At 69.7% G+C, this 21,596-nt stretch carries 19 protein-coding genes; 4 read left to right on the top strand and 15 right to left on the bottom strand.

Going from position 1 to position 21,596, the window contains the following annotated elements; all coding sequences use genetic code 11:
* Positions 1 to 28: 28 nt before the first annotated feature.
* From glmS to ACZ7L5_RS38460, 3 genes are all read right to left on the bottom strand, one after another.
* Positions 29 to 1,876, bottom strand: a complete 1,848-nt coding sequence (glmS, locus tag ACZ7L5_RS38470) for a glutamine--fructose-6-phosphate transaminase (isomerizing) (protein ID WP_471522978.1) — start codon at positions 1,874 to 1,876, stop codon at positions 29 to 31.
* Between the two features lie 133 nt (positions 1,877 to 2,009).
* A complete protein-coding gene (locus ACZ7L5_RS38465) occupies positions 2,010 to 2,825 on the bottom strand; it encodes an ABC transporter permease (RefSeq protein ID WP_471522976.1) in 816 nt (271 codons plus the stop codon).
* On the bottom strand, positions 2,822 to 3,835 hold the full coding sequence (locus ACZ7L5_RS38460; RefSeq protein ID WP_471522974.1) for an ATP-binding cassette domain-containing protein: 1,014 nt from the start codon (positions 3,833 to 3,835) through the stop codon (positions 2,822 to 2,824). The genes ACZ7L5_RS38465 and ACZ7L5_RS38460 overlap by 4 nt, the downstream gene beginning before the upstream one ends.
* A 183-nt stretch (positions 3,836 to 4,018) precedes the next feature.
* On the opposite strand from ACZ7L5_RS38460, the gene coaA reads away from it, so the two are divergent.
* Both coaA and ACZ7L5_RS38450 read left to right on the top strand, forming a co-directional pair.
* Positions 4,019 to 5,008, top strand: a complete 990-nt coding sequence (coaA, locus tag ACZ7L5_RS38455; protein ID WP_471522972.1) for a type I pantothenate kinase — start codon at positions 4,019 to 4,021, stop codon at positions 5,006 to 5,008.
* A gap of 82 nt (positions 5,009 to 5,090) precedes the next feature.
* Complete coding sequence (locus ACZ7L5_RS38450) at positions 5,091 to 6,029, top strand: DUF389 domain-containing protein (RefSeq protein WP_471522970.1); 939 nt, start codon at positions 5,091 to 5,093, stop codon at positions 6,027 to 6,029.
* 86 nt (positions 6,030 to 6,115) lie between these two features.
* On the opposite strand, the gene glmM is transcribed toward ACZ7L5_RS38450, so the two are convergent.
* The 4 genes from glmM to ACZ7L5_RS38430 form a co-directional block, all read right to left on the bottom strand.
* Positions 6,116 to 7,474, bottom strand: a complete 1,359-nt coding sequence (gene glmM / locus ACZ7L5_RS38445) for a phosphoglucosamine mutase (RefSeq protein WP_471522968.1) — start codon at positions 7,472 to 7,474, stop codon at positions 6,116 to 6,118.
* A 237-nt stretch (positions 7,475 to 7,711) separates the two neighbouring features.
* Positions 7,712 to 8,236 (bottom strand): 30S ribosomal protein S9, encoded by a 525-nt coding sequence (gene rpsI, locus ACZ7L5_RS38440; RefSeq protein WP_190072580.1) that lies wholly within the window; start codon positions 8,234 to 8,236, stop codon positions 7,712 to 7,714.
* Between the two features lie 42 nt (positions 8,237 to 8,278).
* A complete protein-coding gene (rplM, locus tag ACZ7L5_RS38435; RefSeq protein ID WP_471053032.1) occupies positions 8,279 to 8,722 on the bottom strand; it encodes a 50S ribosomal protein L13 in 444 nt (147 codons plus the stop codon).
* Between the two features lie 492 nt (positions 8,723 to 9,214).
* A complete protein-coding gene (locus tag ACZ7L5_RS38430; protein ID WP_471522966.1) occupies positions 9,215 to 10,531 on the bottom strand; it encodes a glycosyltransferase family 87 protein in 1,317 nt (438 codons plus the stop codon).
* Positions 10,532 to 10,604: 73 nt separating this feature from the next.
* Here ACZ7L5_RS38430 and ACZ7L5_RS38425 point away from each other — a divergent pair, with 73 nt between their 5' ends.
* The gene (locus tag ACZ7L5_RS38425; protein WP_471522964.1) at positions 10,605 to 11,489 is read left to right on the top strand and encodes a hypothetical protein; all 885 of its coding nucleotides are present in this window, start codon (positions 10,605 to 10,607) and stop codon (positions 11,487 to 11,489) included.
* A 63-nt stretch (positions 11,490 to 11,552) separates the two neighbouring features.
* Here ACZ7L5_RS38425 and ACZ7L5_RS38420 read toward each other — a convergent pair whose 3' ends face one another.
* The 5 genes from ACZ7L5_RS38420 to ACZ7L5_RS38400 all read right to left on the bottom strand — a co-directional run bounded on the left by ACZ7L5_RS38420 (position 11,553) and on the right by ACZ7L5_RS38400 (position 18,452).
* The gene (locus ACZ7L5_RS38420) at positions 11,553 to 12,629 is read right to left on the bottom strand and encodes a C40 family peptidase (protein WP_471522962.1); all 1,077 of its coding nucleotides are present in this window, start codon (positions 12,627 to 12,629) and stop codon (positions 11,553 to 11,555) included.
* A gap of 20 nt (positions 12,630 to 12,649) precedes the next feature.
* Positions 12,650 to 13,132 (bottom strand): poly-gamma-glutamate biosynthesis protein PgsC/CapC, encoded by a 483-nt coding sequence (locus ACZ7L5_RS38415; protein ID WP_019753111.1) that lies wholly within the window; start codon positions 13,130 to 13,132, stop codon positions 12,650 to 12,652.
* Positions 13,133 to 13,178: 46 nt separating this feature from the next.
* Positions 13,179 to 14,795: a poly-gamma-glutamate synthase PgsB gene (pgsB, locus tag ACZ7L5_RS38410; RefSeq protein ID WP_471522960.1), complete on the bottom strand. Its 1,617-nt coding sequence runs from the start codon at positions 14,793 to 14,795 to the stop codon at positions 13,179 to 13,181.
* Positions 14,796 to 14,802: 7 nt separating this feature from the next.
* Complete coding sequence (locus ACZ7L5_RS38405; protein WP_471523282.1) at positions 14,803 to 17,106, bottom strand: HAMP domain-containing protein; 2,304 nt, start codon at positions 17,104 to 17,106, stop codon at positions 14,803 to 14,805.
* A gap of 209 nt (positions 17,107 to 17,315) precedes the next feature.
* Positions 17,316 to 18,452, bottom strand: a complete 1,137-nt coding sequence (locus tag ACZ7L5_RS38400; protein WP_471523280.1) for a CapA family protein — start codon at positions 18,450 to 18,452, stop codon at positions 17,316 to 17,318.
* Positions 18,453 to 18,685: 233 nt separating this feature from the next.
* Here ACZ7L5_RS38400 and ACZ7L5_RS38395 point away from each other — a divergent pair, with 233 nt between their 5' ends.
* Positions 18,686 to 19,498: a hypothetical protein gene (locus ACZ7L5_RS38395; RefSeq protein WP_471522958.1), complete on the top strand. Its 813-nt coding sequence runs from the start codon at positions 18,686 to 18,688 to the stop codon at positions 19,496 to 19,498.
* Positions 19,499 to 19,501: 3 nt separating this feature from the next.
* On the opposite strand, the gene truA is transcribed toward ACZ7L5_RS38395, so the two are convergent.
* From truA to ACZ7L5_RS38380, 3 genes are all read right to left on the bottom strand, one after another.
* On the bottom strand, positions 19,502 to 20,362 hold the full coding sequence (gene truA, locus ACZ7L5_RS38390) for a tRNA pseudouridine(38-40) synthase TruA (RefSeq protein WP_363035667.1): 861 nt from the start codon (positions 20,360 to 20,362) through the stop codon (positions 19,502 to 19,504).
* 140 nt (positions 20,363 to 20,502) lie between these two features.
* Positions 20,503 to 21,006, bottom strand: coding sequence for a 50S ribosomal protein L17 (gene rplQ / locus ACZ7L5_RS38385; RefSeq protein ID WP_383420677.1), 504 nt, complete (start codon positions 21,004 to 21,006; stop codon positions 20,503 to 20,505).
* 188 nt (positions 21,007 to 21,194) lie between these two features.
* Positions 21,195 to 21,596 (bottom strand): DNA-directed RNA polymerase subunit alpha C-terminal domain-containing protein (locus tag ACZ7L5_RS38380; protein ID WP_471522955.1); only part of this gene is annotated, 402 nt, incomplete at its 5' end.

Below are 21,596 nucleotides of genomic sequence, written 5' to 3'. Positions count from 1 at the left end.
CCGCCGGCCCAAGGCCGCCCCCTCCCCCTCACTCCACCGTGACCGACTTCGCCAGGTTCCGAGGCTGGTCCACCTCGTTGCCCCGGGCCGTCGCCAGCTCGCAGGCGAAAACCTGCAAGGGGACCGTCGCCACCAGCGGCTGAAGCAGGGTCGGCGTGGCCGGGATCCGGATCAGGTGGTCCGCGTACGGCACCACCGCCTCGTCCCCTTCCTCCGCGATGACGATCGTCCGCGCACCCCGGGCCCGGATCTCCTGGATGTTGGACACGATCTTGTCGTGCAGGATCGACCGGCCCCGGGGCGAAGGCACGACCACGACCACCGGCAGGTCGTCCTCGATCAGAGCGATCGGCCCATGCTTCAACTCCCCCGCCGCAAAGCCTTCGGCGTGCATATAGGCGAGTTCCTTCAGCTTCAGCGCGCCCTCAAGGGCGACCGGATATCCCACGTGCCGTCCCAGGAACAGCACCGTCTTCTTCGCGGCCAGCGACCGCGCCAGCTCCCGCACCGGCTCCATGGTCTCCAGCACCCGCTCGACCTCACCGGAGATCTGGGAGAGGTCCCGGATGACGGCCCCGATCTCGTCGCCCCACTTGGTGCCCCGCACCTGCCCGAGATACAGCGCGACGAGGTAACACGCCACCAACTGCGTCAGAAACGCCTTAGTCGAGGCGACCGCGACCTCCGGCCCGGCATGCGTGTACAGCACCGCATCCGACTCACGCGGAATCGTCGACCCGTTGGTGTTGCAGATCGCCAGCACCCTGGCCCCCTGCTCACGGGCGTGCCGCAGCGCCATGAGGGTGTCCATGGTCTCGCCGGACTGCGAGATGGCGATGACGAGGGTCTGCTGATCGAGGATCGGATCCCGGTACCGGAACTCACTGGCCAGTTCGACCTCGCACGGCACCCGCGTCCAGTGCTCGATGGCGTACTTGGCGATCATTCCGGCGTGAAAGGCCGTGCCGCAGGCGACGATGACGACCTTGTCGACTTCGCGCAGCTCGGAGGCGCTGATCCGCACCTCGTCCAGCGTCAGCGAACCGGACGCGTCGATACGCCCCAGCAACGTATCGGCGACCGCCTTGGGCTGCTCGGCGATCTCCTTGAGCATGAAGTAGTCATAGCCGCCCTTCTCCGCGGCCGAGGCGTCCCAGTCGACGTGATACGGCCGCACCTCCGCCGGCCGCCCGTCGAACCCGGTGACGGTCACCCCGTCCCGCCGCAGCTCCACCACCTGGTCCTGACCCAGCTCGATCGCCGACCGCGTGTGGGCGATGAACGCGGCGACATCCGAGGCGAGAAAAGCCTCACCCTCCCCAACGCCCACCACCAGCGGCGAGTTCCGCCGCGCCCCGACCACCACATCGGGCTCATCGGCATGCGCGGCGACCAGCGTGAACGCCCCCTCCAACCGCCGGCACACCAGCCGCATGGCCTCGGCCAGGTCGGCGCAGACCGAGAACTCCTCGGCGAGCAGATGCGCGACCACCTCGGTGTCGGTCTCCGAGGTCAGCTCGTGCTCCCGCTCCTCCAACTCGGCTCGCAGAGCGGCGAAGTTCTCGATGATCCCGTTGTGCACGACCGCGACGCGCCCCGCGTTGTCGAGATGCGGATGCGCATTCGCGTCCGTGGGCCCACCATGCGTGGCCCACCGCGTGTGCCCGAGCCCCGTGGTCCCGGTCGGCAACGGCCGCTCGGCGAGCTCCTTCTCCAGATTCGCCAGCTTCCCGGCCTTCTTGGCCCCGGCCAGCCCTCCGTCCGCCAGCACGGCGACCCCGGCCGAGTCGTAACCCCGGTACTCCAGCCGCTTCAGTCCGGCCATCACGATCTCGAGCGCCGACTGCGACCCCACGTATCCCACGATTCCGCACATGCGCGGCAGCCTACGGTCCGATCGTCACGGAAATCGCCCCCGAACTCCGCGCCGCCTGCCCGAATTCGGAAATTCCCACGGGGGTACGAAGCCAGGATCACAGGCGGCCTCCGCGACGGATCACCGACCTCCGTCAGGTCTTCGCCCGATAGGACCGCATGGCCAGCGGATAGAACACCAACGCGATCCCGGCCGCCCACACCAGCGACCACAGCACCGGCTCCGCCACCGGCCCGCCCAGCAGCAGCCCCCGGAACGCGTCCGACAGATGCGTCACCGGATTCACGTCGCTCCACGCCTGCAGCCACCCCGGCATGGTGTCCACCATGACGAACGCGCTGCTGGTGAACGTGATCGGAAAAATGATCGTGAACGCGAAGGCCTGCACCTTCTCCGCATCCCCCGCCAGCATCCCGATCAGCACCGCGCCCCACGACACCGCCGCCGCGAACACGACCACCAGCAGCGTCCCGAGCAGGAAGCCGCCCAGTCCCCCGGTGATCCGGAAGCCGAGCAGCAGGCCGAGGCCGATCATCAGCAGCAGCGCCCAGACATGCTTGGCGAGGTCGGCGGTGATACGGCCGATGAGCGGCGCCGAGCGGGCGATCGGCAGGCTGCGCAGCCGGTCGAAGACGCCCTTGGTGAGGTCGGTGTTGAGCGCCATGGCCGTGTACATGGTCATGAACAGGGTGTTCTGGACGATGATCCCCGGCAGCGCGTACTTCAGATACGCCTCGGGCGACCCGGCCATCTGCCCGCCCAGCACGTACGTGAACAGGAACACGAACATGATCGGCGTGATGCTGTAGTCGACCAGTTCGAGGGGGTTGTGCTTCACCGCCACCAGGCTCCGCCAGGCCATGGTGAAGGTCTGCCGCATCCCGTCGAGCGGTCGCACCCGGCCCGACTTGGTGATCGGGGCCGTGATGGTCGTGGTGGCGGCGGTCATGACCGGCTCACCGCCTTCTCCCGCTCACTCTCGTCCTCGTCCCGTACGGCCGCCCCGCCGTTCTTCTCCGGCTCGCCCGGCTCGGCACGGTGTCCGGTCAGGGCCAGGAACACCTCGTCCAGCGACGAGCGCCGCAGCGCAAGCTCGCCCACCGCGATCCCCTCCCGGTCCAGCGTGCGCACGACCGCGGGCATCAGCTCGGGATCCTTCACCGGGGCGGTGATCGTCTCGCCCTCGATCTGGGTCTGCGGCCCGGCCGCCTCGGTGACCAGCAGGTGCGCCCGTACAAGATCCTCCGCCGCCACCGGCCGCAGCTGCAGCACCTGGCCCCCGACCTGCGACTTCAGCCGGTCGGGCGTGCCCTCGGCGATCACCCGGCCCTTGTCGATCACCACGATGTCGTCGGCGAGCACATCGGCCTCGTTCAGATACTGCGTGGTCAGCAGGGCCGTCGCCCCGTCCGCGACCAGGCCCCGCAACAGGTCCCACAGCTCACCGCGGCTGTGTGGATCCAGGCCGGTCGTCGGCTCGTCGAGAAAGAGGATGCTGGGCCGGCCGACGAGACTGGCCGCGAGGTCCAGTCGCCTGCGCATACCGCCGGAGTAGGTCTTCGTGGCCCGCCCGGCCGCGTCCGCCAGCTGAAAGCGCTCCAGCAGCTCGGCCGCGCGCGCCTTCGCCTCCCGGCGCGGCAGACCGAGCAGTCTGCCGATCATCAGCAGGTTCTCCGTGCCGGTCAGGTTCTCGTCCACCGCCGCGTACTGACCGGTCAGCCCGACCATGGCGCGTACGACCCCGGCCTCCCGGACCACGTCGTGCCCGGCCACCTGCGCCCGGCCCCCGTCGGGCCGGAGCAGCGTCGCGAAGATCCGCACCGCGGTGGTCTTCCCCGCGCCGTTGGGGCCCAGCAGCCCGAGCACCGTGCCTCGCCGGGCCCCCAGGTCGACCCCGGCCAGCGCCTCGGTGTCCTTGAACCGCTTGACCAGGCCTTCCGCCTCGATCGCATACGTCATGGGTCACCCCCTCGGGGTCGGTGGACCCCGGGCTGGGCCCACCTCTCCCACAACTGTGACGCACGCCACTGACATTCCCCACTTCGCCCGGGTACCGGACGATGACAGCCGTTTCCTCCCGAAAACGCGGCGGCGTGACGGATCCCACCTCACCGTCCGTTCGTACTCCCGTAACAATGGACTGTGATCTCTCCGGTCTCCTCGGTGCCCCGGAGCGCCCACCGGCCCAAGCCGGAGGCGACTCCCTACGTCGACCTCACCCGCTCGGAGTGGAGCGCGCTGCGCGACAAGACCCCGCTGCCGCTCACGGCGGAGGAGGTCGAGAAGCTGCGCGGTCTGGGCGATGTCATCGACCTCGACGAGGTCCGCGACATCTACCTCCCGCTCTCCCGCCTCCTCAACCTCTACGTCGGCGCCACGGACGGCCTCAGAGGGGCGCTGAACACCTTCCTGGGCGAACAGGGCTCCCAGTCCGGCACCCCGTTCGTCATAGGGGTCGCCGGTTCGGTCGCCGTGGGCAAGTCCACGGTCGCCCGCCTGCTGCAGGCCCTGCTCTCCCGCTGGCCCGAGCACCCGCGCGTGGAGCTGGTCACCACGGACGGCTTCCTGCTGCCCACCAAGGAGCTCCAGGCCCGCGGCCTGATGTCGCGGAAAGGATTCCCCGAGTCCTTCGACCGCCGCGCTCTCACCCGCTTCGTCGCCGACATCAAGGCGGGCAAGGACGAGGTCACGGCACCCGTCTACTCCCACCTGATCTACGACATCGTCCCGGACCAGAAGCTCACGGTCCGCCGCCCCGACATCCTGATCGTCGAGGGACTGAACGTCCTCCAGCCCGCCCTCCCGGGCAAGGACGGACGCACCCGGGTCGGCCTCGCCGACTACTTCGACTTCAGCGTGTATGTCGACGCCCGCACCGAGGACATCGAGCGCTGGTACCTCAACCGCTTCAAGCGGCTGCGCGAGACCGCCTTCCAGAACCCCTCCTCGTACTTCCGCAAGTACACCCAGGTGTCCGAGGAGGAGGCCCTCGACTACGCCGGCACGATGTGGCGCACCATCAACAAGCCCAATCTGGTGGAGAACATCGCCCCTACGCGCGGCCGGGCCACCCTGGTCGTCCGCAAGGGCCCGGACCACAAGGTGCAACGGCTGAGCCTGCGCAAGCTGTGAGGTTGCGCAGGCTGTGAGGCTGCGCAGGCTGTGAGGCTGCGCAGGCTGTGAGGCTGTCACACGGGCCTGTTAAAAAGGCGTCATGCTGCATCTGCGCCTGATCACGCCGGCCGACCGGACCGACGACGTGGTACGCCTGATCGAGGGGACGGTGGGGACGACCCACCTCGCCGTCCTGCCGGGCGCCGCCCGCAACCCCTCCGGGGACCTGGTCATGTGTGACGTGGCGCGCGAGGCGGGTGACGGACTCCTCACCGATCTCCAGCAGTTGGGCATCGAGGAGTCCGGGTCCATCGCCGTCGAGAACATCGACCTGTCGCTGTCCAAGCGCGCCGACAAGGCCGAGAAGGAGGCACCGGGCGAGGGCGCGGACGCGGTGCTGTGGGAGCACCTCACGGAGGCGACACACGAGGAGTCGACTCTCTCGGTCACGTACCTCGCCTTCATCACCCTCGCAACGATGATCGCGGCCTGCGGCGTCGTTCTCGACAACGCGATCCTGATCGTGGGCGCGATGGCGGTCGGCCCGGAGTTCGGCCCGCTCGCGGGCATCTGCACGGCCGTGGTGCAGCGGGCGCCACGCCTGGCGCTGCGCTCACTGATCGCTCTGCTGGTGGGCTTCGCAGTGGCGATGGCGGTGACGGTGGGCTTCAGCTACCTCATGGACGCCGTCGGCCTGTTCACCGAGGCCAAACTGGAGGCGGACCGGCCCAACACGGGCTTCATCTACGCCCCCGACTGGTTCTCCTTCGTCGTGGCGGTACTGGCCGGCGCCGCCGGCACCCTCTCTCTGACGTCCGCCAAGTCCGGTGCTCTGGTCGGCGTCGCCATCTCGGTGACGACGGTCCCGGCCGCCGCCAACGCGTCGGTGGCGCTGATCTACGGCGACGCCAAGCAGACCTGGCTCTCGACCGGGCAGCTGCTCCTGAACCTCCTGGGCATCATCCTGGCAGGCACCCTCACCCTGCTGACCCAGAAGTGGCTCTGGTCCGTACAACGCCGGCGGAGCACCACCCCGTAAGGGGCACGGGGAACTGCGCGAGCAGCCACAGACAACGGTCAGCCCGCGACGAACAGAAACCCCCCGCCCCGACCCGGCACGACCGACTACCCCAGCGCGGACTTCACCACATCGGCCAGCCGCCCCGCCACGGACCGAGCCTGCTCGATGTCCGCGGCCTCGACCATCACCCGCACCAACGGCTCGGTACCGGACGGCCGCAGCAACACCCGCCCCGTGGAACCGAGTTCCCGCTCCGCCTCGGTGACGGCGGCAGCCAGCTCGGCCGAGCTCCCGACCCGGGTCCGGTCCACGTCCGGGACATTGATCAGAACCTGCGGCAGCCGCTCCATCACAGCAGCGAGATCCCGCAGCGTACGCCCGGTCTCGGCGACCCGAGCCGCCAGCAGCAGCCCGGTCAGCGTGCCGTCACCGGTCGTGGCGTGGTCGAGGATGATGACGTGCCCGGACTGCTCGCCGCCGAGGGCGTAGCCGTGCTCCTTCATCTCCTCCAGCACATACCGGTCGCCGACGGCGGTCTGCACGAGCTTCAGACCCTCGCGCTCCAGCGCCAGCTTGAAGCCGAGGTTCGACATCACGGTCGCAACGACGGTGTCGGCGCGCAGAGCGGAGCGTTCCCGCATCGCCAGCGCGAGCACGGCGAGGATCTGGTCGCCGTCCACCTCGTCGCCGGTGTGGTCCACGGCGAGGCACCGGTCGGCGTCCCCGTCGTGCGCGATCCCCAGCGCGGCCCCGTGGTCGAGGACGGCGGCCTTCAGCTTGTCCAGATGCGTGGACCCGCAGCCGTCGTTGATGTTGAGCCCGTCCGGCTCGGCACCGATGGTGACGACGTCGGCCCCGGCCTGCCGGAACGCCTCCGGAGAGACGCCCGCCGCGGCGCCGTGCGCCTCGTCGAGGACGATCTTCAGCCCGTCCAGCCGGTTCGGCAGCACGCCGAGGAGGTGGGCGACATACTCGTCGAACCCCTGGTCGTACGACCGCACCCGTCCGACTGACGCACCCGTCGGCCGCTGCCACGGCTCACCGTGCCGGTGCTCGTCGTAGACGGACTCGATACGGTCCTCCAGATCGTCGGCGAGCTTGTGGCCACCGCGGGCGAAGAACTTGATGCCGTTGTCCGGCATGGCGTTGTGGCTGGCGGAGAGCATGACACCGAGGTCGGCACCGAGCGAGCCGGTGAGGTGCGCGACCGCGGGCGTGGGCAGCACGCCGACCCGCATCACGTCGACACCCGCACTCGCGAGGCCCGCGACGACGGCGGCCTCCAGGAACTCCCCGGACGCGCGCGGATCCCGCCCGACCACCGCTGTCGGCCGGTGGCCCTCGAAGGTGCCCGCCTCGGCGAGTACGTGCGCTGCCGCCACGGACAGACCGAGGGCCATCTCGGCCGTCAGATCCGCGTTGGCGACACCACGCACGCCGTCCGTGCCGAAGAGTCGTCCCACTTGTCCTCCTGAGGAAACATCAGTTCCGAAAGCGGAGCCGGCGCTCGATACGCCACCGGGCCACCGGGGGCTCCCGCTACCAGGCATTCCATGCCTGGGGCATCGGATCACACAAGCCTTTGAACGTCTTGTGCCGTTATACGCCCGCGCCCGGTGATAAGACGAACGCCCCGGCGGCACTGTGGCGTGCCGCCGGGGCGTTCGGAGTACCGGAGTACGAGCAGAGGCAGCTTGCGCTTAGCGCTTGCTGTACTGCGGGGCCTTGCGGGCCTTCTTCAGACCGGCCTTCTTGCGCTCGACCGCACGGTCGTCGCGCTTGAGGAAGCCGGCCTTCTTCAGCGGGCCGCGGTTGTTGTCGACGTCGGCCTCGTTCAGGGCGCGGGCGACACCGAGACGCAGCGCACCGGCCTGGCCGGAGACACCGCCACCGGCGATGCGGGCGATGACGTCGTAGCGACCCTCGAGCTCGAGCACCTTGAAGGGCTCGTTGACTTCCTGCTGGTGCACCTTGTTGGGGAAGTAGTCCTCAAGGGTGCGACCGTTGATCTTCCACTTGCCGGTGCCCGGAACGATCCGGACGCGGGCGATGGCGTTCTTGCGACGGCCCAGGCCGGCGGCCGGCTGGGGCTCACCGAAGCGCGAGGCGAGGGACTCGGAGGTGTACTCACCCTCCACCGGAACCTCGGACTCGGTGGTGTAGCTGTCGATGTCGATGTTCTCGACGTTCTCGTCGAGCGGCTGCTCGGCAGTGGTCTCGGCCACGATTCTCCTCAGATTCTCTTCAGTCTTAGGGGGTGGCCGGACTTACTGCGCGACCTGGGTGATCTCGTACGGCTGCGGCTGCTGCGCGCCGTGCGGGTGCTGGTCACCCTTGTAGACCTTCAGCTTCGAGAGCATCTGACGGCCCAGAGTGTTCTTGGGGAGCATGCCCTTGACGGCCTTCTCGATGGCCTTCTCGGGGTTCTTGTCGAGGAGCTCGTCGTAACGGACGGAGCGCAGACCACCCGGGTAGCCGGAGTGGCGGTACGCCATCTTCTGGGTCCGCTTGTTGCCGGAGAGGTGCACCTTGTCGGCGTTGATGATGATGACGAAGTCACCGGTGTCGACGTGGGGCGCGTAGATCGGCTTGTGCTTGCCGCGGAGAAGGGACGCGGCGGTGGTGGCGAGACGGCCCAGGACGATGTCCTGAGCGTCAATGACGTGCCACTGGCGAGTCACATCGCCGGGCTTGGGGCTGTACGTACGCACTTCGCAGCCTTCTTCTTCAGTGGATGGGTGCTGACACATGGCATCACTGAAGCGATCGTGCAGCTGGGGACGACAATGCCGGGGACGCTGCCCGTATGCCGTCCACTGGTAACTGCTCCAGGGAACCTAGGTAGAGGCCACTCCCGTGAGAATGAGCGAGCCAATACACAACGAACACGCAGGATACCTGCGGCGCCACGGCCGGGTCAAAACGGGTGGCCGGCCACTGCACCCTGCTGTCCATTGACCAGCGTAAGCGAGCACCAGGCTCTGCTGTGCCGCCCGTGCCCGGCCCTCACCCCCAAACACCGGGCCCACCACCGCCACCGCCACCGCCACCGACAGCCGACGCTCCACCCCGGCGTGACCATCAACCCGCCGAGACGGGCCCACAGCCTCACCCGAGCGACCTCCCGGCGACGAAATCCCCGACCCCCAACCGCCGGACACCCAAGCCGGACGCCCACGCCCAGCGCCCCGAGCCCCTGGGGCTCACGCCACGCCACGCCCCCCGCCCCTGGCACGCCGAGGCTCACCCCTCCCCCACCGGGTCCGCCCCTCGACGGGCGAAGCCGCGTGCCCGGTGGGGTCCAGGGGCGGAGCCCCTGGCGGGGTCGAAGGGGCGGAGCCCCTGGAGGACGGGACGGGCAGGGGCGGCGGGGGCGAGACACCCCGCCCGGACCGAACGCCGCGGACCGCCACAGTCACCGCCAGACCACACAGCGTCACGGCATCCCGAAAGGCCCGCCGCTGAACCGCCTCCAGATAGGGCCACGTCACCCCGGGAAGCTGCGGCACGAGCGAGACCCAGAACCACACCCCCCGGGCAACCGCCCCCTCACCCAGCACCCCAGCCACCAGCAGCGGCACGACAACCAGCAGATAGTGGTCGTACGACGGCCGCGAGACGAGGAACGCCGAGAGCATCAGGCCCGCCGCAGTCTCGACAAGGCGCCGCGCCCCCTCGTCCCCACGACGCCAGCGCCCATACGCACACCCCACCCCCACCCCAGCCGCCACCAGCCCGATCCCCCCGGCCACCGCCCCCGGCACCCCCACCCTCGAAAGCACGGCAACCAGCGACGCCTCATACAGCCGCACAAAGCCGTCGTCCCCGCCCAGAAGGAACGGCAGAGTCCGGGTGAAGAACCCCGCAGGATCCGGCAGCAGCAACGCCGCCCCCAAGGACGCGGCCACCGGCACCCCGACCATCACCCCCAGCCCCCGCCACCGCCCCGCGAACACGAACAGCAACCCCACCGGCGCCAGCAGCGGCTTCAGGGCGATCGCCGCCCCGGTCACCGCCCCCGCCGCCACCCACCGCCCCCGCGTCGCCAGCAACAGGCCCAGCGGCAGGGCGAGCACCGCCGTAGCGGTCCAGTTCCCCAGCAGAACAAGGTGCGCGAACGGGGCGAACCCGACCGCGAGCCCGATCAGCCCGAGGGCGGCGAACCGGCTGCGCAGCGGAACCCCGTGCACCCGCAGCGCACAGACCCAGCCCCCCACCAGACACCCGGTCACGACCACCGGCACGAGCACCCCCAGCACACCCCGCGGAATCAGGGCCTGAGGAGCCGCCGCAAGCACCGCACTCGGCAAATAGAGAAAGTGGGGGTCGTCATACGGCGAACCCCCACCCAGCCAGACCCGCGCCGCCCGCACGACGATCGCGTTGTCCATCCCTCCGTCCGAGGTCACCCGGGCCGTACGCATCACGAGGGCCCCCAGCAAGACCCCGAGCACCGCCCACAGATGCCAGGTCGCACGTCGTACCAACCACCCGGAGATGTCGCTTTTGTGCTCGCTCATCGGCTGAACGCTAGGTGCCTGTGGGCCGCTTGGGGCGGACCGGCACACCTTCGGTCCGTCTAAGATGCGCCCCATGAGCTACGGGCAGCAGGGGGGACCCCAGTCCCAGTGGGATCCCTGGACACCGCAATCCCAGCAGCCGTGGAACAGCGGCGCCGACGACCAGACCCCGGACTGGGCCGCGCTCGCCGAGGCATCCGAGACCCGTAACAAACGGCGCCGGCTGCTGTTCATCGGCGGCGGCGCGCTGGCCACCGTCGCGATCGGCGCCGCCGTCGCCGTGGCCGTGGTGTCGTCGAACGACGGCAACTCGGCCTCGAACAAGCCGTCTTCCGAGCTTCCGGCGACCGCGGACCTGCCGAACCAGTCCACCGCCCCGTCGTTCGAGCCGACGAGCGCCCCGCCGCCGCTGGACCCGAAGGACTTCATCGCCAGCAAGGCCAAGGACACCGCTCCGCTCGGCGCGCAGATCCTCTTCCCCGGCACGCAGCTGACCATGGGTGAGACGGTCTACAAGAAGGGCGCGACGGACGACACGAAGAACTGCTCCGCGGTCACCGAGGGCGGACTCCCGAAGATCCTCTCCGCCAACGGCTGCACCCGCTTCATGCGAGTCTCCTACGTCAAGGACGGCCTCGCGGTGACGGTGGGCGTGGCGGTCTTCGACACCGAGGCCAAGGCCACCAAGGTCAAGAGCCAGGTGAACACGAAGAAGGACATCGTCCGGCCGCTCTCCGGCAAGGGCATCAAGGACTTCTGCGCCTCCGCCGTCTGCTACTCCAAGTCCAACTCCTACGGCCGTTACGCCTACTTCACCATCACGGGCTTCACCAACGGCAAGGACATGACGGACAAGGACACGGCGGGCTTCCAGACCGGCGACAACCTGGAGGAGTTCACGTTCCGCCAGATCCGCCGGCGCGGTGAGGCCCAGGCTTCGGCGGCGGCGGGCGAGTAGCGGCGAGCCGGAAGCGGCGCGCGGCGGCCGACGTACTGTCGACCGCCGCGGCCGGCCCTGGGCTCACAAGCGCTTGGCGCTGCGCAGCGTCTTCGCGTAGTAGCCGTTTCCGTCGAGGCGGGACACACCGCCGACGTCGCCGATGGTGGGCCCGTTGACCTCCTCGCGGCTCGACACGAAGATCAGGTGACCCTCGGTGTCGTGCCCGAGGACCAGGCCGACGTGGTCGAGCCGCTGGCCGGTGCGGGTGTCGAGCTTGAAGAAGACGAGATCGCCCGGCTGGAGCTGGTCGATGGCGGACGGGCGGTCCTGCGCGGTGATGCCGGCCAGCGGCAGGATGTCGACGCCCTGCTTGGAGCGGGCCATGCCGTTGGCGGTGCGGGGCAGGCCGTCGCCCGAGGTGTCCGAGGACATCAGGGGGTAGCGGGCCCGGTAGCCCAGCACCATGCGGATGAAGCCCGAGCAGTCGATCGAGCGGGCCCGCATGCTCTCCGGCTGACCGACGACGCCGTCCCGGAACGGGTACGGCACCCCGAGGTAGTCGTAGAAGTCGGACTGCTCCAGGCGCAGGTCGCCGCCCTCCGCCCCGGACGTGTTCAGCGGCCCGAAGTTGGCGTCACCGGCGATGACCGTGCCCTGCCCGTCCTTCTTCTGCGGCGCGCCCGCGACGTACTGGAAGGCGAAGGCGAAGATGTCGTCCTCCTTGCTGGTCCGGTACTCGGCGTACCACTCCTTGAACCACTTCTCCTTCTCCGCCCCCTTGGACCACTTCTCGGGCATCAGCCGCACCCAGTCCGTGGTGCTGACCTTCGACGCGGTCGAGGTGGGCTCCTGGAAGGTGCGGGCGGGCCCGCTCAGCGTCGCGATGCGCGCGCCGTCCGTGAACACGGCCTTGATCTGGCCGTCGGCGCCGCGCAGCACGGACCGCGCCGGGTTCTCCAGCCGGGACCAGGCCTCCTTGCCGGTGTCCGTCGAGGCCTCGGTGCTGCGGCCGCCTTCCAGGACCCCGACGTTGCGCACCTCGGTGACGCCCGGCTCCTCCTGCTTGCGCAGCTCCACCGTGAGGTAGCCGGAGGTGCCGACGAGCGCCAGCAGCACCAGGCCCGTGACGACGGGCCTCGACTTCTTCTTCCCTGCCATCGTTGTGTGCTCCTCGGTTCTCAGACGGTCGGCATGACGCCGAGCAGCAGGCCGGCGGCGACCACGATGTAGGCCATGAGGGAGACGGTGCCCGTGGCCAGCAGCGTGGCCCCCTTGGGCTGGCGCACCATCTGGTAGGCGATCAGGCCCGGCACGATGAAGCCGAGCGTCTGGTTGCCGTACAGCAGCGGGAACTCGATCGACAGCACGATCATCACCGTGGCCTGCAACAGCACGCCCAGCAGCACCACGGCGGCGAACAGCCGCTTGCCGTACAGGATCACGAGCCGTTGCATGATCTTGGTGCCGCCGTAGGTCAGGGCGGTCACGCCCACCACCATGGCCGCGCGCTGGAGATCCTCGATGAGGGTGAGCGCGAGCCAGCCGGGTGTGATCATGCCGCCGGGCGACAGGTTGGTCGTGAGATAGCAGAGCAGCGAGAAGAACAGGCCAATGGCGATGCCCAGGGCAGCCATCTCGGGAGTCAGGGCGGCGGTGGTCAACGGGGTCTCCGGGCAGAGGGGTGCGGGTTCGGGGGCGAAGCGGCTGTCAGGCGCGCGATGGCGGTGCACCTCCGTCGTCGTCCGCCGGCCGCCGGGCCGACCGACCGAAGGGGTCGTCGCCGTACGGCACCTCTTGGCCGTCCCCGTGCGACGGCTGCCGCGCGGACCGGAACCACTGCGAGACCTCGGCCTGCCCGGCCGCGTACGGCACCTGCTCCTGCACGTGGTGCCCGTGCCCGGGGTACTGCGGCCGGCCCTGGCCGTACTGCTCACCGTGGCCGTAGGCCTGTCCCGGTCCGTAGGGGGCCTCGGCGTACCGCTCCCGCGGCGGGGCGGGGATGGTGATCACCGGGATCTCCTGGGTCTGGGAAGCCTGGTAGCGCTCCTCGTGGGCCGTGGGGTACGAGGCGTACGGGTCCAGGCGCTGCTGCTGGTGCGGCGCGGCGGCAACAGCCGCGTCCCCCGCCTCATCCGTGCCGCTCTCGTCCGCCGGGAGCTCGGCCAGGTATTCGAGCAGTTCCTCGCCCTGTCCGTGGATGTTGCCGATGGCGACGAGGGAGGAGCCGTCGGACATCCGGCCGAGCAGGGTCGGCATGAACTCGTCCGCCGCGCGACGCTCTCCGCCCAGGTCGACGGCCCGGTCGCGCCAGTCGGCGGGGATGGCGTCGATGGCGCTCTTGGACGGGTGGCCGATGACGAAGACGTTGTCCGGCTGGAGGTCGGGGATGATCTCGCCCATCTGCCCGTTGCGCTCCACCCGGTCCGGGCGGCAGTTGATCACGACGTTCAAGGGGCGGCGGATCGCGCCGAGGTCGAGCAGCTGATTGATGTTCATCAGCGTCGACTCGGGGTCGTTGGCCGCGAACACGTTGGCGAAGGCGAGCCGCTTGCCGTCGGGAGCGACGTACTTCTCCACCGACAGCACACCCGGGTCCGGCGGGGCGTCGTACATGCCCTGCAACGCGACCTTGCGCTCGATGCCGAGCAGGTCCGCCACGACCAGCGCGATCGCGACGTTCTCCTTGAAGGTGAACCAGCTGAAGCCGCGCAGCTCCTCGTCGGTGACCGTCTCCGGATCGGCGTAGATCAGCCGGCAGTTACGGGCGTCCGCCTCCTCCTGGAGGATGTGGAAGCGCTCCTTCTCGGCGGTGACGCAGATGCCGTCCTCCGGCATCGAGCGGCACAGCGAGCGGGCCACGTCGTCGAGCGTGGGCCCCATCTCGGCGAGGTGGTCCTCACGGACGTTGCACAGCACGCCGATCGTCGAGCGGATCAGCTTGCTCTGGTTGACCTCCTGGAGGGCCGGCATGACCGCCATGCACTCGATGACGAGGGCGTCGGGACGGTAGGTGGCGGCCCGGCGGACGATGCCGATCTGTTCCACCACGTTGGCGATGCCGAACTTCCGGTAGACCGGCTCCTCGGTGGCGTCCGGGTGGATGAAGCGCGCCGCGGTGCCCGTTGTCTTGGCCACGGTGACCAGGTCACCGCCGCGCAGGGCTCCCGCGCACAACCGGGTGATGGAGGACTTGCCGCGGATGCCGTTGACGAGCACCCGGGAGGGGATGGTGTGCAGGGCGGCGTAGTGCCTGCGCTGCTCGATGATGCCCGCGATCAGCAGGAACACCGAGCCGATCAGCAGGACGAAGTAGAGGTAGAGCACGGGCCGGTCACCTTCCTCCGGCGCCGAGCCTGGGCTCGGCACTCCGGCGTGCCTGGTTCTGCCTGCGGGCCTGCAACTGCTGGCGGACCAGTTCGAGGCTGCGGACGACGGCCCCCACCTCGTCGTGATAGCGGGGGTACAGCACGGTCTTGAGGTCGCCGTCGGCCAGCTTCTCGGCGCTGCCCGCGAGGGCGCGCAGCGGCCGGACCACGACCAGGTGGATCCAGCCCAGGCAGACCACGATCAACGCGAGCCCGAGCATCCCGGCGAGCACACTGCGGTCCTCGCGCTCGTACGGGGCGATCTCGAAGTGCTTGGCGTTCTGCCAGCTGACGACGGTCCAGCCGACGTCGGCCGCCACACCGCCGCCGGAGAAGGGCGCCGCGGCGGCGACGGTGACCGAACGGCCCTCGCGGATCAGCAGCCCGTTCTCCACGGGCCCCGCGCCGACCTTGACGCCGCCCGCTCGCACGAGGTCGGTGAGCGACTCGCGCGGCAGGCCCTCGAAGGCGAGGAAGCCGTCACTGGCGGCGATGGTTCGCGCCTCGGCGTCGACCACGCGGACCTCCCCGAGGCCGGGCCGGTTCAGCAGCGAGTTCAGGAACTCCACCCGGATTTCGCCGACCAGGGTCATGCCCTTCTCATCCGGCAGCGCGGCCCCGGCCTGGATCACCGGCTTCTTGCCGCCCTCGCCCGACACGCGGACCAGCGACTGGTCCTGGTCGTCGGACGTGTCGCCGGACGCGTCGGTCTTGTCGTCGGACGTGTCGCGCTCCCAGTCCGCGTTCGGCTCGGCCCCGGCGCGGGCGACGACCTCGCCGCCCTCGTCGATGACGTACAGGGAGCCGTACCGCGTGTGCTTGCGCAAGGCGTCGTCGAGCACGCCCGTGCTGCGGTCGGGGTCGTCCGCGTCGATCAGACGGGAGATGGAGACGAGGTCGGCCTGGGCCTCGTTGAGGGCCCGGCGCACCCGGTCGGCGACGAGGTCGGTGCGGTCGCGCTGGTCGTTGACCATGGTGCTCGGCACACTCACCGAGGCGTCCGTGCGGTTGAGGAGCAGACCGACCGGCACGCACCACAGCAACAGCAGGACGGCTGTCAGCGCCAGCGGCACCCGCAGACCGAGCCGTCCCCCACGGCCCTTGCTCGCACCGGAACCCTGGGGGGCATCGCCGCCCCCGTCGGACAACTGCCCGCGCAGCCGCTCCAGCGCGGCGCCGACACGGGCGGTCTCGCCCCAGCGGGGCACGGCGACGGGGCGGGTCAGATCACCGCGGGCCAGCCTGCGCGACTCCAGGAAGAGCCCCAGCAGGGGCCGCTGCACCGCCATCCACAGCACGGTCGCCGCCAGCAGCCCGAACACCACCAGGACTCCGGCCGCCACCAGCCCGTACAGCTCCCGCTCCTGCCCGACGGCCTGTTCCTGCACCACGGGCAGCATGGCCACGACGGTCAGCCCGAGACCGGCGCCCACGCTCTTGCGCTGCTCCGGGTCGGCGGAGGCGAGGGAGGCGTAGCCGGCGGTGGCGATACGGCCGTTGTAGGCGTCGCCCAGCAGGGTTCCGCTGACGCCCGGGTAGCCGCGGGAGCCGGGCTCCCTGGCGCTGACGGGGTCCTGTTCGGTCTCCTTCGCCGCCCGCTCCGACAGCCGCGTGATCTGCTTGTGGAGGAAGGTCAGCTCGTCGCGCTCCGCGTCCGAGTTGAGCGCCTCGGCCTGTTCGAAGCCCTCCGTGGCGAGGACCTCGCCGCCGCGGGCAACGACCGCCATGGAGCGGAACGGGCCCAGGTTGATGGCGGGCACGGAGAGGCTGTTGGAGGCGATCAACAGCTGCTGCGGACGGTCCTTCCGGTCGAGGAGGGCCATGGTCATGAGCCGTACGTCACCGGTCTTCAGCCGCACCATGCGGGGCGTCAGGGCGTGCTCGCCGGTGAGGACGTCCTTGTCCAGCCAGGCAAGGGGAATCGTTTCGCCCCGAGCCGCGAGCACCTTCCCGCTCTCCAGATCCAGCACCGTGGTGCCGGTCCACTTCTGGTACGTCCTGCTCAGATCCGACAGCACCCGCTCCGGATCCGCGGGCTTGCCGGCGTTCAGCGCGGCCGCCATGCGGTTCAGGTCGGTGACCCGCTCGTCGATCGACGCGCGTAGGGCGATCGCGCCGTCCTGCGCGAAGTGCTCCTGGGAGCCCAGCACCGCCTTCGGCACGGCCGGCTCACCCGCGGGGCCCAGCACCTTGGCGGTCAGCCCGGCCAGGGCGAGGATCAGCAGGCACAGCAGCGCGATCGGCGGCCGTATGCCGCCCAGGAGCGGCATGTCCGCCCGTCTGCGCAGGCGTCGCCGTCCGCCCCGTGCGGGACGTGGCGCACCTTTGGTTGAAGTCACCGGTGGTTTCCTTCGCCTCTTCACTACTCAGGCGCTCGCAGGAGCCACCGCTGACGCGGGCATGAGACGCCGTCACTTTAAAAGACAGTCGACACGCGCCGGGGTTGGGCTCCGGCAGGCAACAGTCGACGTGTCGCTCGTCACTTCCCCAGCGAGAGCTGCTCAAGACCGTCGCCGCGCGGGGCGCCACGGTTGTGGAGGAAGCCGCGGGTACGGTCGGCGGCCAGCCGGTAGCGGGCCAGCCGGTCCTCCGACAGGTCGCCCGGGCTGTCGAGCACCTGCTGCACGTCCATCACCCGGTGTTCCTCGACCGCGCCCGCGGGCGCCTTGTCGCCGGCTTCCACCTCCGGCGGGATGTCGACCAGTGTGGTCCGGTAGCGGGCGTCGACGTCCCAGCCGTCGGCCGTCTCCCTGAACTCGAACCAGCCGATCGCACCCTCCTCGGTGAGACCGGTCGGCGAGGAGTGGCGGGCCACCTGGTTGCCGAGGCTGTAGGCGACCCACTTGCCGTTGAGCTTCTGGATGGGCTGCACGACGTGCGCGTGGTGACCGATCACCAGGTCGATCCCGGTCTCCTTGGTGATCCGCTCCGCCAGCTCCAGCTGCGGGAGGCTCGGCTCGTTGTAGTGCTCCAGGCCCCAGTGGACCGAGAGGATCACCACCTCGGCGCCCTTCTTGCGGGCCCGTGCCTCGGCCTTCTTGATCTCGTCGGTGCTCATCCGGTTGAAGGCCCAGCGCTCCTTCTCGGGCGTGGGGTTGAGAAAGGACTCCCAGGAGAAGGAGAGATGGGCAACCTTGACGCCGTTGACGTCCCGGATGTTGATCTGCTCTGCTTCCTGCGGCGTCCGCGCGGACCCGGTGTGCCCGAGACTCACCTTGTCCATCGCGTCCAGGGTGCGCTTGACGGCCTTGAGGCCGTGGTCGTACGTGTGGTTGGAGGCCGTCGAGCAGGTGTCGTAGCCCACGTCCTTGAGGGTTGTGAGGATCTGCGGTGGAACCAGGAACTCCGGGTAACCCTCGAAGGGGCCCTTGGGTGTCCCGACCGGCGTCTCCATGTGACAGATGGCCAGATCTGCCTTGCTGATCACCGGCTTCACCCCGGCCATGAGCGGTCCGAAGTCCAGCCCTGCCTGCCCCTCACCGGTCTTCTCGGCGTCCTTGGCCGCCTGTTCGACCAGTTCGGGGTGGATGAGCACATCCCCCGCGGCGGCGACGGTGAACGACCGTCCGCCCGGCTTCACCTGCGCCCCGGGGGACCCTGAGGTACAGGCGGCCATCAGGCCGCCCAAAGCCACCAGAACCGTCAGCGAGCGACCTATACGGAGAGACTTACGGAATGTCACCGCGACATATTCACACGCGCCACACAACTCAACCTGTCTCTACCGTCACAAGACAGTCACGGTTCGCTCGCATTTTTGCCCAAACGGCTTTGATCCTGGCGTTGGCCGGTTGTGAGGCGACATCACCCCATGCGACGGAACAGTCCGTTCCGCAGGCCCGGGAGCTCGTGGACCTCCGCAGCCGGATCCTGACGTACACGGCCGGCCTCGAACCCGACGACACCTACACCCCGCCCACCGGCGACGAACGCGCCCAACTGGCGCGCGGAGTCGGGCGCCTGCTGGACGGCGACGCGGCGGAGGCGGAGCGCGCGCTCGCACCCCTCGGCCTCGGCGTGATCCGCCTCACCGACACCGACTCCGGCCGGCGCTACGACGAGATCGCCGCCGTCCGGCAGAGCGGCGAGGCCGCACGCTGGGGCCGCCTCTACCTGACCGCCGACTCCGACCTGCGCTGGAACGTCCAGGTACCGCACCCGGTGTCCGACCGTGACACCGAGTCACTCGGCGTCCGGCTACTGGAGAACACTCCCTCGGGCGCACTGGTCGTTGCCGGGGCCCATCGCCGCGCCGGCCGCACGGACGCCGCGGACGTGGCCCACCGCGAGGACAGCGCGTTCCACGCCATCGTCGTGGAACTCCAGAAGCGCGGGGTGCCCGGCCTCCAACTGCACGGCTTCGCCCGGACGTCCGAGCGCCCCTACGAGGCCATCGTCTCCGGCGGCGTGGCCCAGAGCGCGTCCGGCGAGGCCTCGGCGCTGGCCGACCGTCTGGAGTCGGACGGTCTGCGGGTCTGCCGCGGCTGGTCGGCACGCTGCCCGCTGGAGGGCACCGAGAACGTCCAGGGCAGGTCGGCCGAACGCCGCCACGCCCCCTTCCTGCACGTGGAACTGGCGCCCGCCGCCCGCGAGGACGGCCGCGACGCCGACGAGACCGAGGACGCCCTGCGCGATCTCCTCAGCACCTGGTCGGCCGACTGAGGCTCAGCAGCACCCGGCCCGACCGGGCAACGACCGCTTGTTCCGCGCCTCCTTGCTGCGCGCCGCGAGCAACTCGTCCGCCGGATACCCCACCTCTTCGAGGGTCAGCCCGTGCGGCCGTACGACATGCACGGCGGAGTCCCTGACACCGGCGGCGAGCACCTTGCCGGGCCAGTCGGCGGGCCGGTGCCCGTCCCCCACGAACAGCAGCGCCCCGATCAGCGACCGCACCATGTTGTGGCAGAAGGCATCAGCACGCACGGTGGCGGTGACGATCCCGTCGTCCCCCCGCACGAGGCTCAGCTCCTGCAGCGTACGAATGGTGGTCGCCCCCTCCCGCTTCTTGCAGTAGGCGGCGAAGTCGTGCTCCCCGAGAAGCCGCCCGGCGGCCTCGTTCATGGCGTCGACGTCGAGAGGCCAGTCGTGCCAGAGGACGTGGCTGCGCAGCAGCGGGTCGACACCCCCGGGATTGTCGGTGACGCGATAGGCGTACCGCCGCCAGACCGCCGAGAACCGAGCATTGAACCCACTGGGCGCCTCCCGCAGCGCCCACACCCGCACGTCCTTGGACAGCCGCCCGGCAAGCCGCTTGAGCAGCTTCTCGTGATGCTCCCGCCAGACCGCCTCCGGCAGATCGACGTGCGCCACCTGCCCGCGAGCGTGCACACCGGCGTCGGTACGCCCGGCGACGGTCAGCTCGTACGTCGTCCCGCCCGACCGCGTGACGGTCCGCAGTGCGTCCTCGATCTCCCCCTGCACGGTCCGCCGCCCACCGGCCTGCTTGGCCCAGCCGGAGAACTCGGTCCCGTCGTACGACAGATCGAGGCGCACACGCACATACCCGGGCTCTACTTCGTCACTCACACGGAGATCCTCTCAGGAACACAAGAGCGGGCCCGCTCCTCGAAAGGAACGGGCCCGCAATCGCCCAAAGGGGCGCGGGGAACTGCGCGACAAGCCACGACGGCGCCGCAGCCGCAAACCGAACAGCCCCCGGCAGACGCTTACGCGTCCTTCGACTCCTCGGCAGCCTCATCGGCCTGAGCCTCGGCAGCCTCGTCGGCCTTGGTCGTGTCGACCTTGACCTCGGCGTCCTTGGCAGCGCGCTTCGTCGCGGCCTCGGCCTCGCCAGTGGCCTCCTGAGCAACCGTCAGGGCCTCGACCAGCTCGATGACAGCCATGGGCGCGTTGTCGCCACGACGGTTACCGATCTTGGTGATACGGGTGTAGCCACCCGGACGGTTCTCGTAGCGCGGGCCGATCTCGGTGAAGAGCGTGTGCACGATGCTCTTGTCCGTGATGACCTGCAGCACCTGGCGGCGGTTGTGAAGGTCGCCCTTCTTCGCCTTGGTGACCAGACGCTCGGCGTACGGCCGCAGACGGCGGGCCTTCGCCTCGGTGGTGGTGATACGGCCGTGCTCGAAGAGCGCCTTCGCAAGGTTCGCGAGGAGCAGCTTCTCGTGCGCGGCACTGCCGCCCAGACGGGCACCCTTGGTGGGCTTCGGCATTTTCCATCTCCTGTGTCTCTGCCCCGGCCGTATCAGGTACCGGGGTCAGTATCCGAGCAGGCGGTCGCCTGTCGGAGATCCGGAGCCTTTCAACTCCGGAAAGGTCCGCGCCCCCTGAGGGGCGCGGGGAACTGCGCGATCAGCCACAACGATCCCGCAGCCAAGAACCGGCAGTCGGTCCCGAGCTCTTAGTACTGCTCGGTCTCGACGAATCCGGCGTCTGAATCGTCGTCCGCGCCGAAGGCATCCGCGGCGGCGGTCGGGTCGAACCCGGGAGGCGAGTCCTTGAGCGCAAGGCCCATACCCGCAAGCTTCGCCTTGACCTCGTCGATGGACTTCGCACCGAAGTTACGGATGTCCAGGAGGTCGGCCTCGGAACGCGCCACGAGCTCACCCACCGAGTGGATGCCCTCGCGCTTGAGGCAGTTGTAGGAGCGGACCGTGAGCTCCAGCTCCTCGATCGGCAGCGCCAGGTCGGCGGCAAGGGCGGCGTCTGTCGGGGACGGGCCCATGTCGATGCCCTCGGCGTCGATGTTCAGCTCGCGGGCGAGACCGAACAGCTCGACCAGGGTCTTACCGGCCGACGCCAT

This window comes from Streptomyces sp. NPDC107528 (assembly GCF_055639295.1).
The sequence above is the reverse complement of the archived record's forward strand: the minus strand, read 5'-3'. Positions and strand labels throughout refer to the sequence as shown.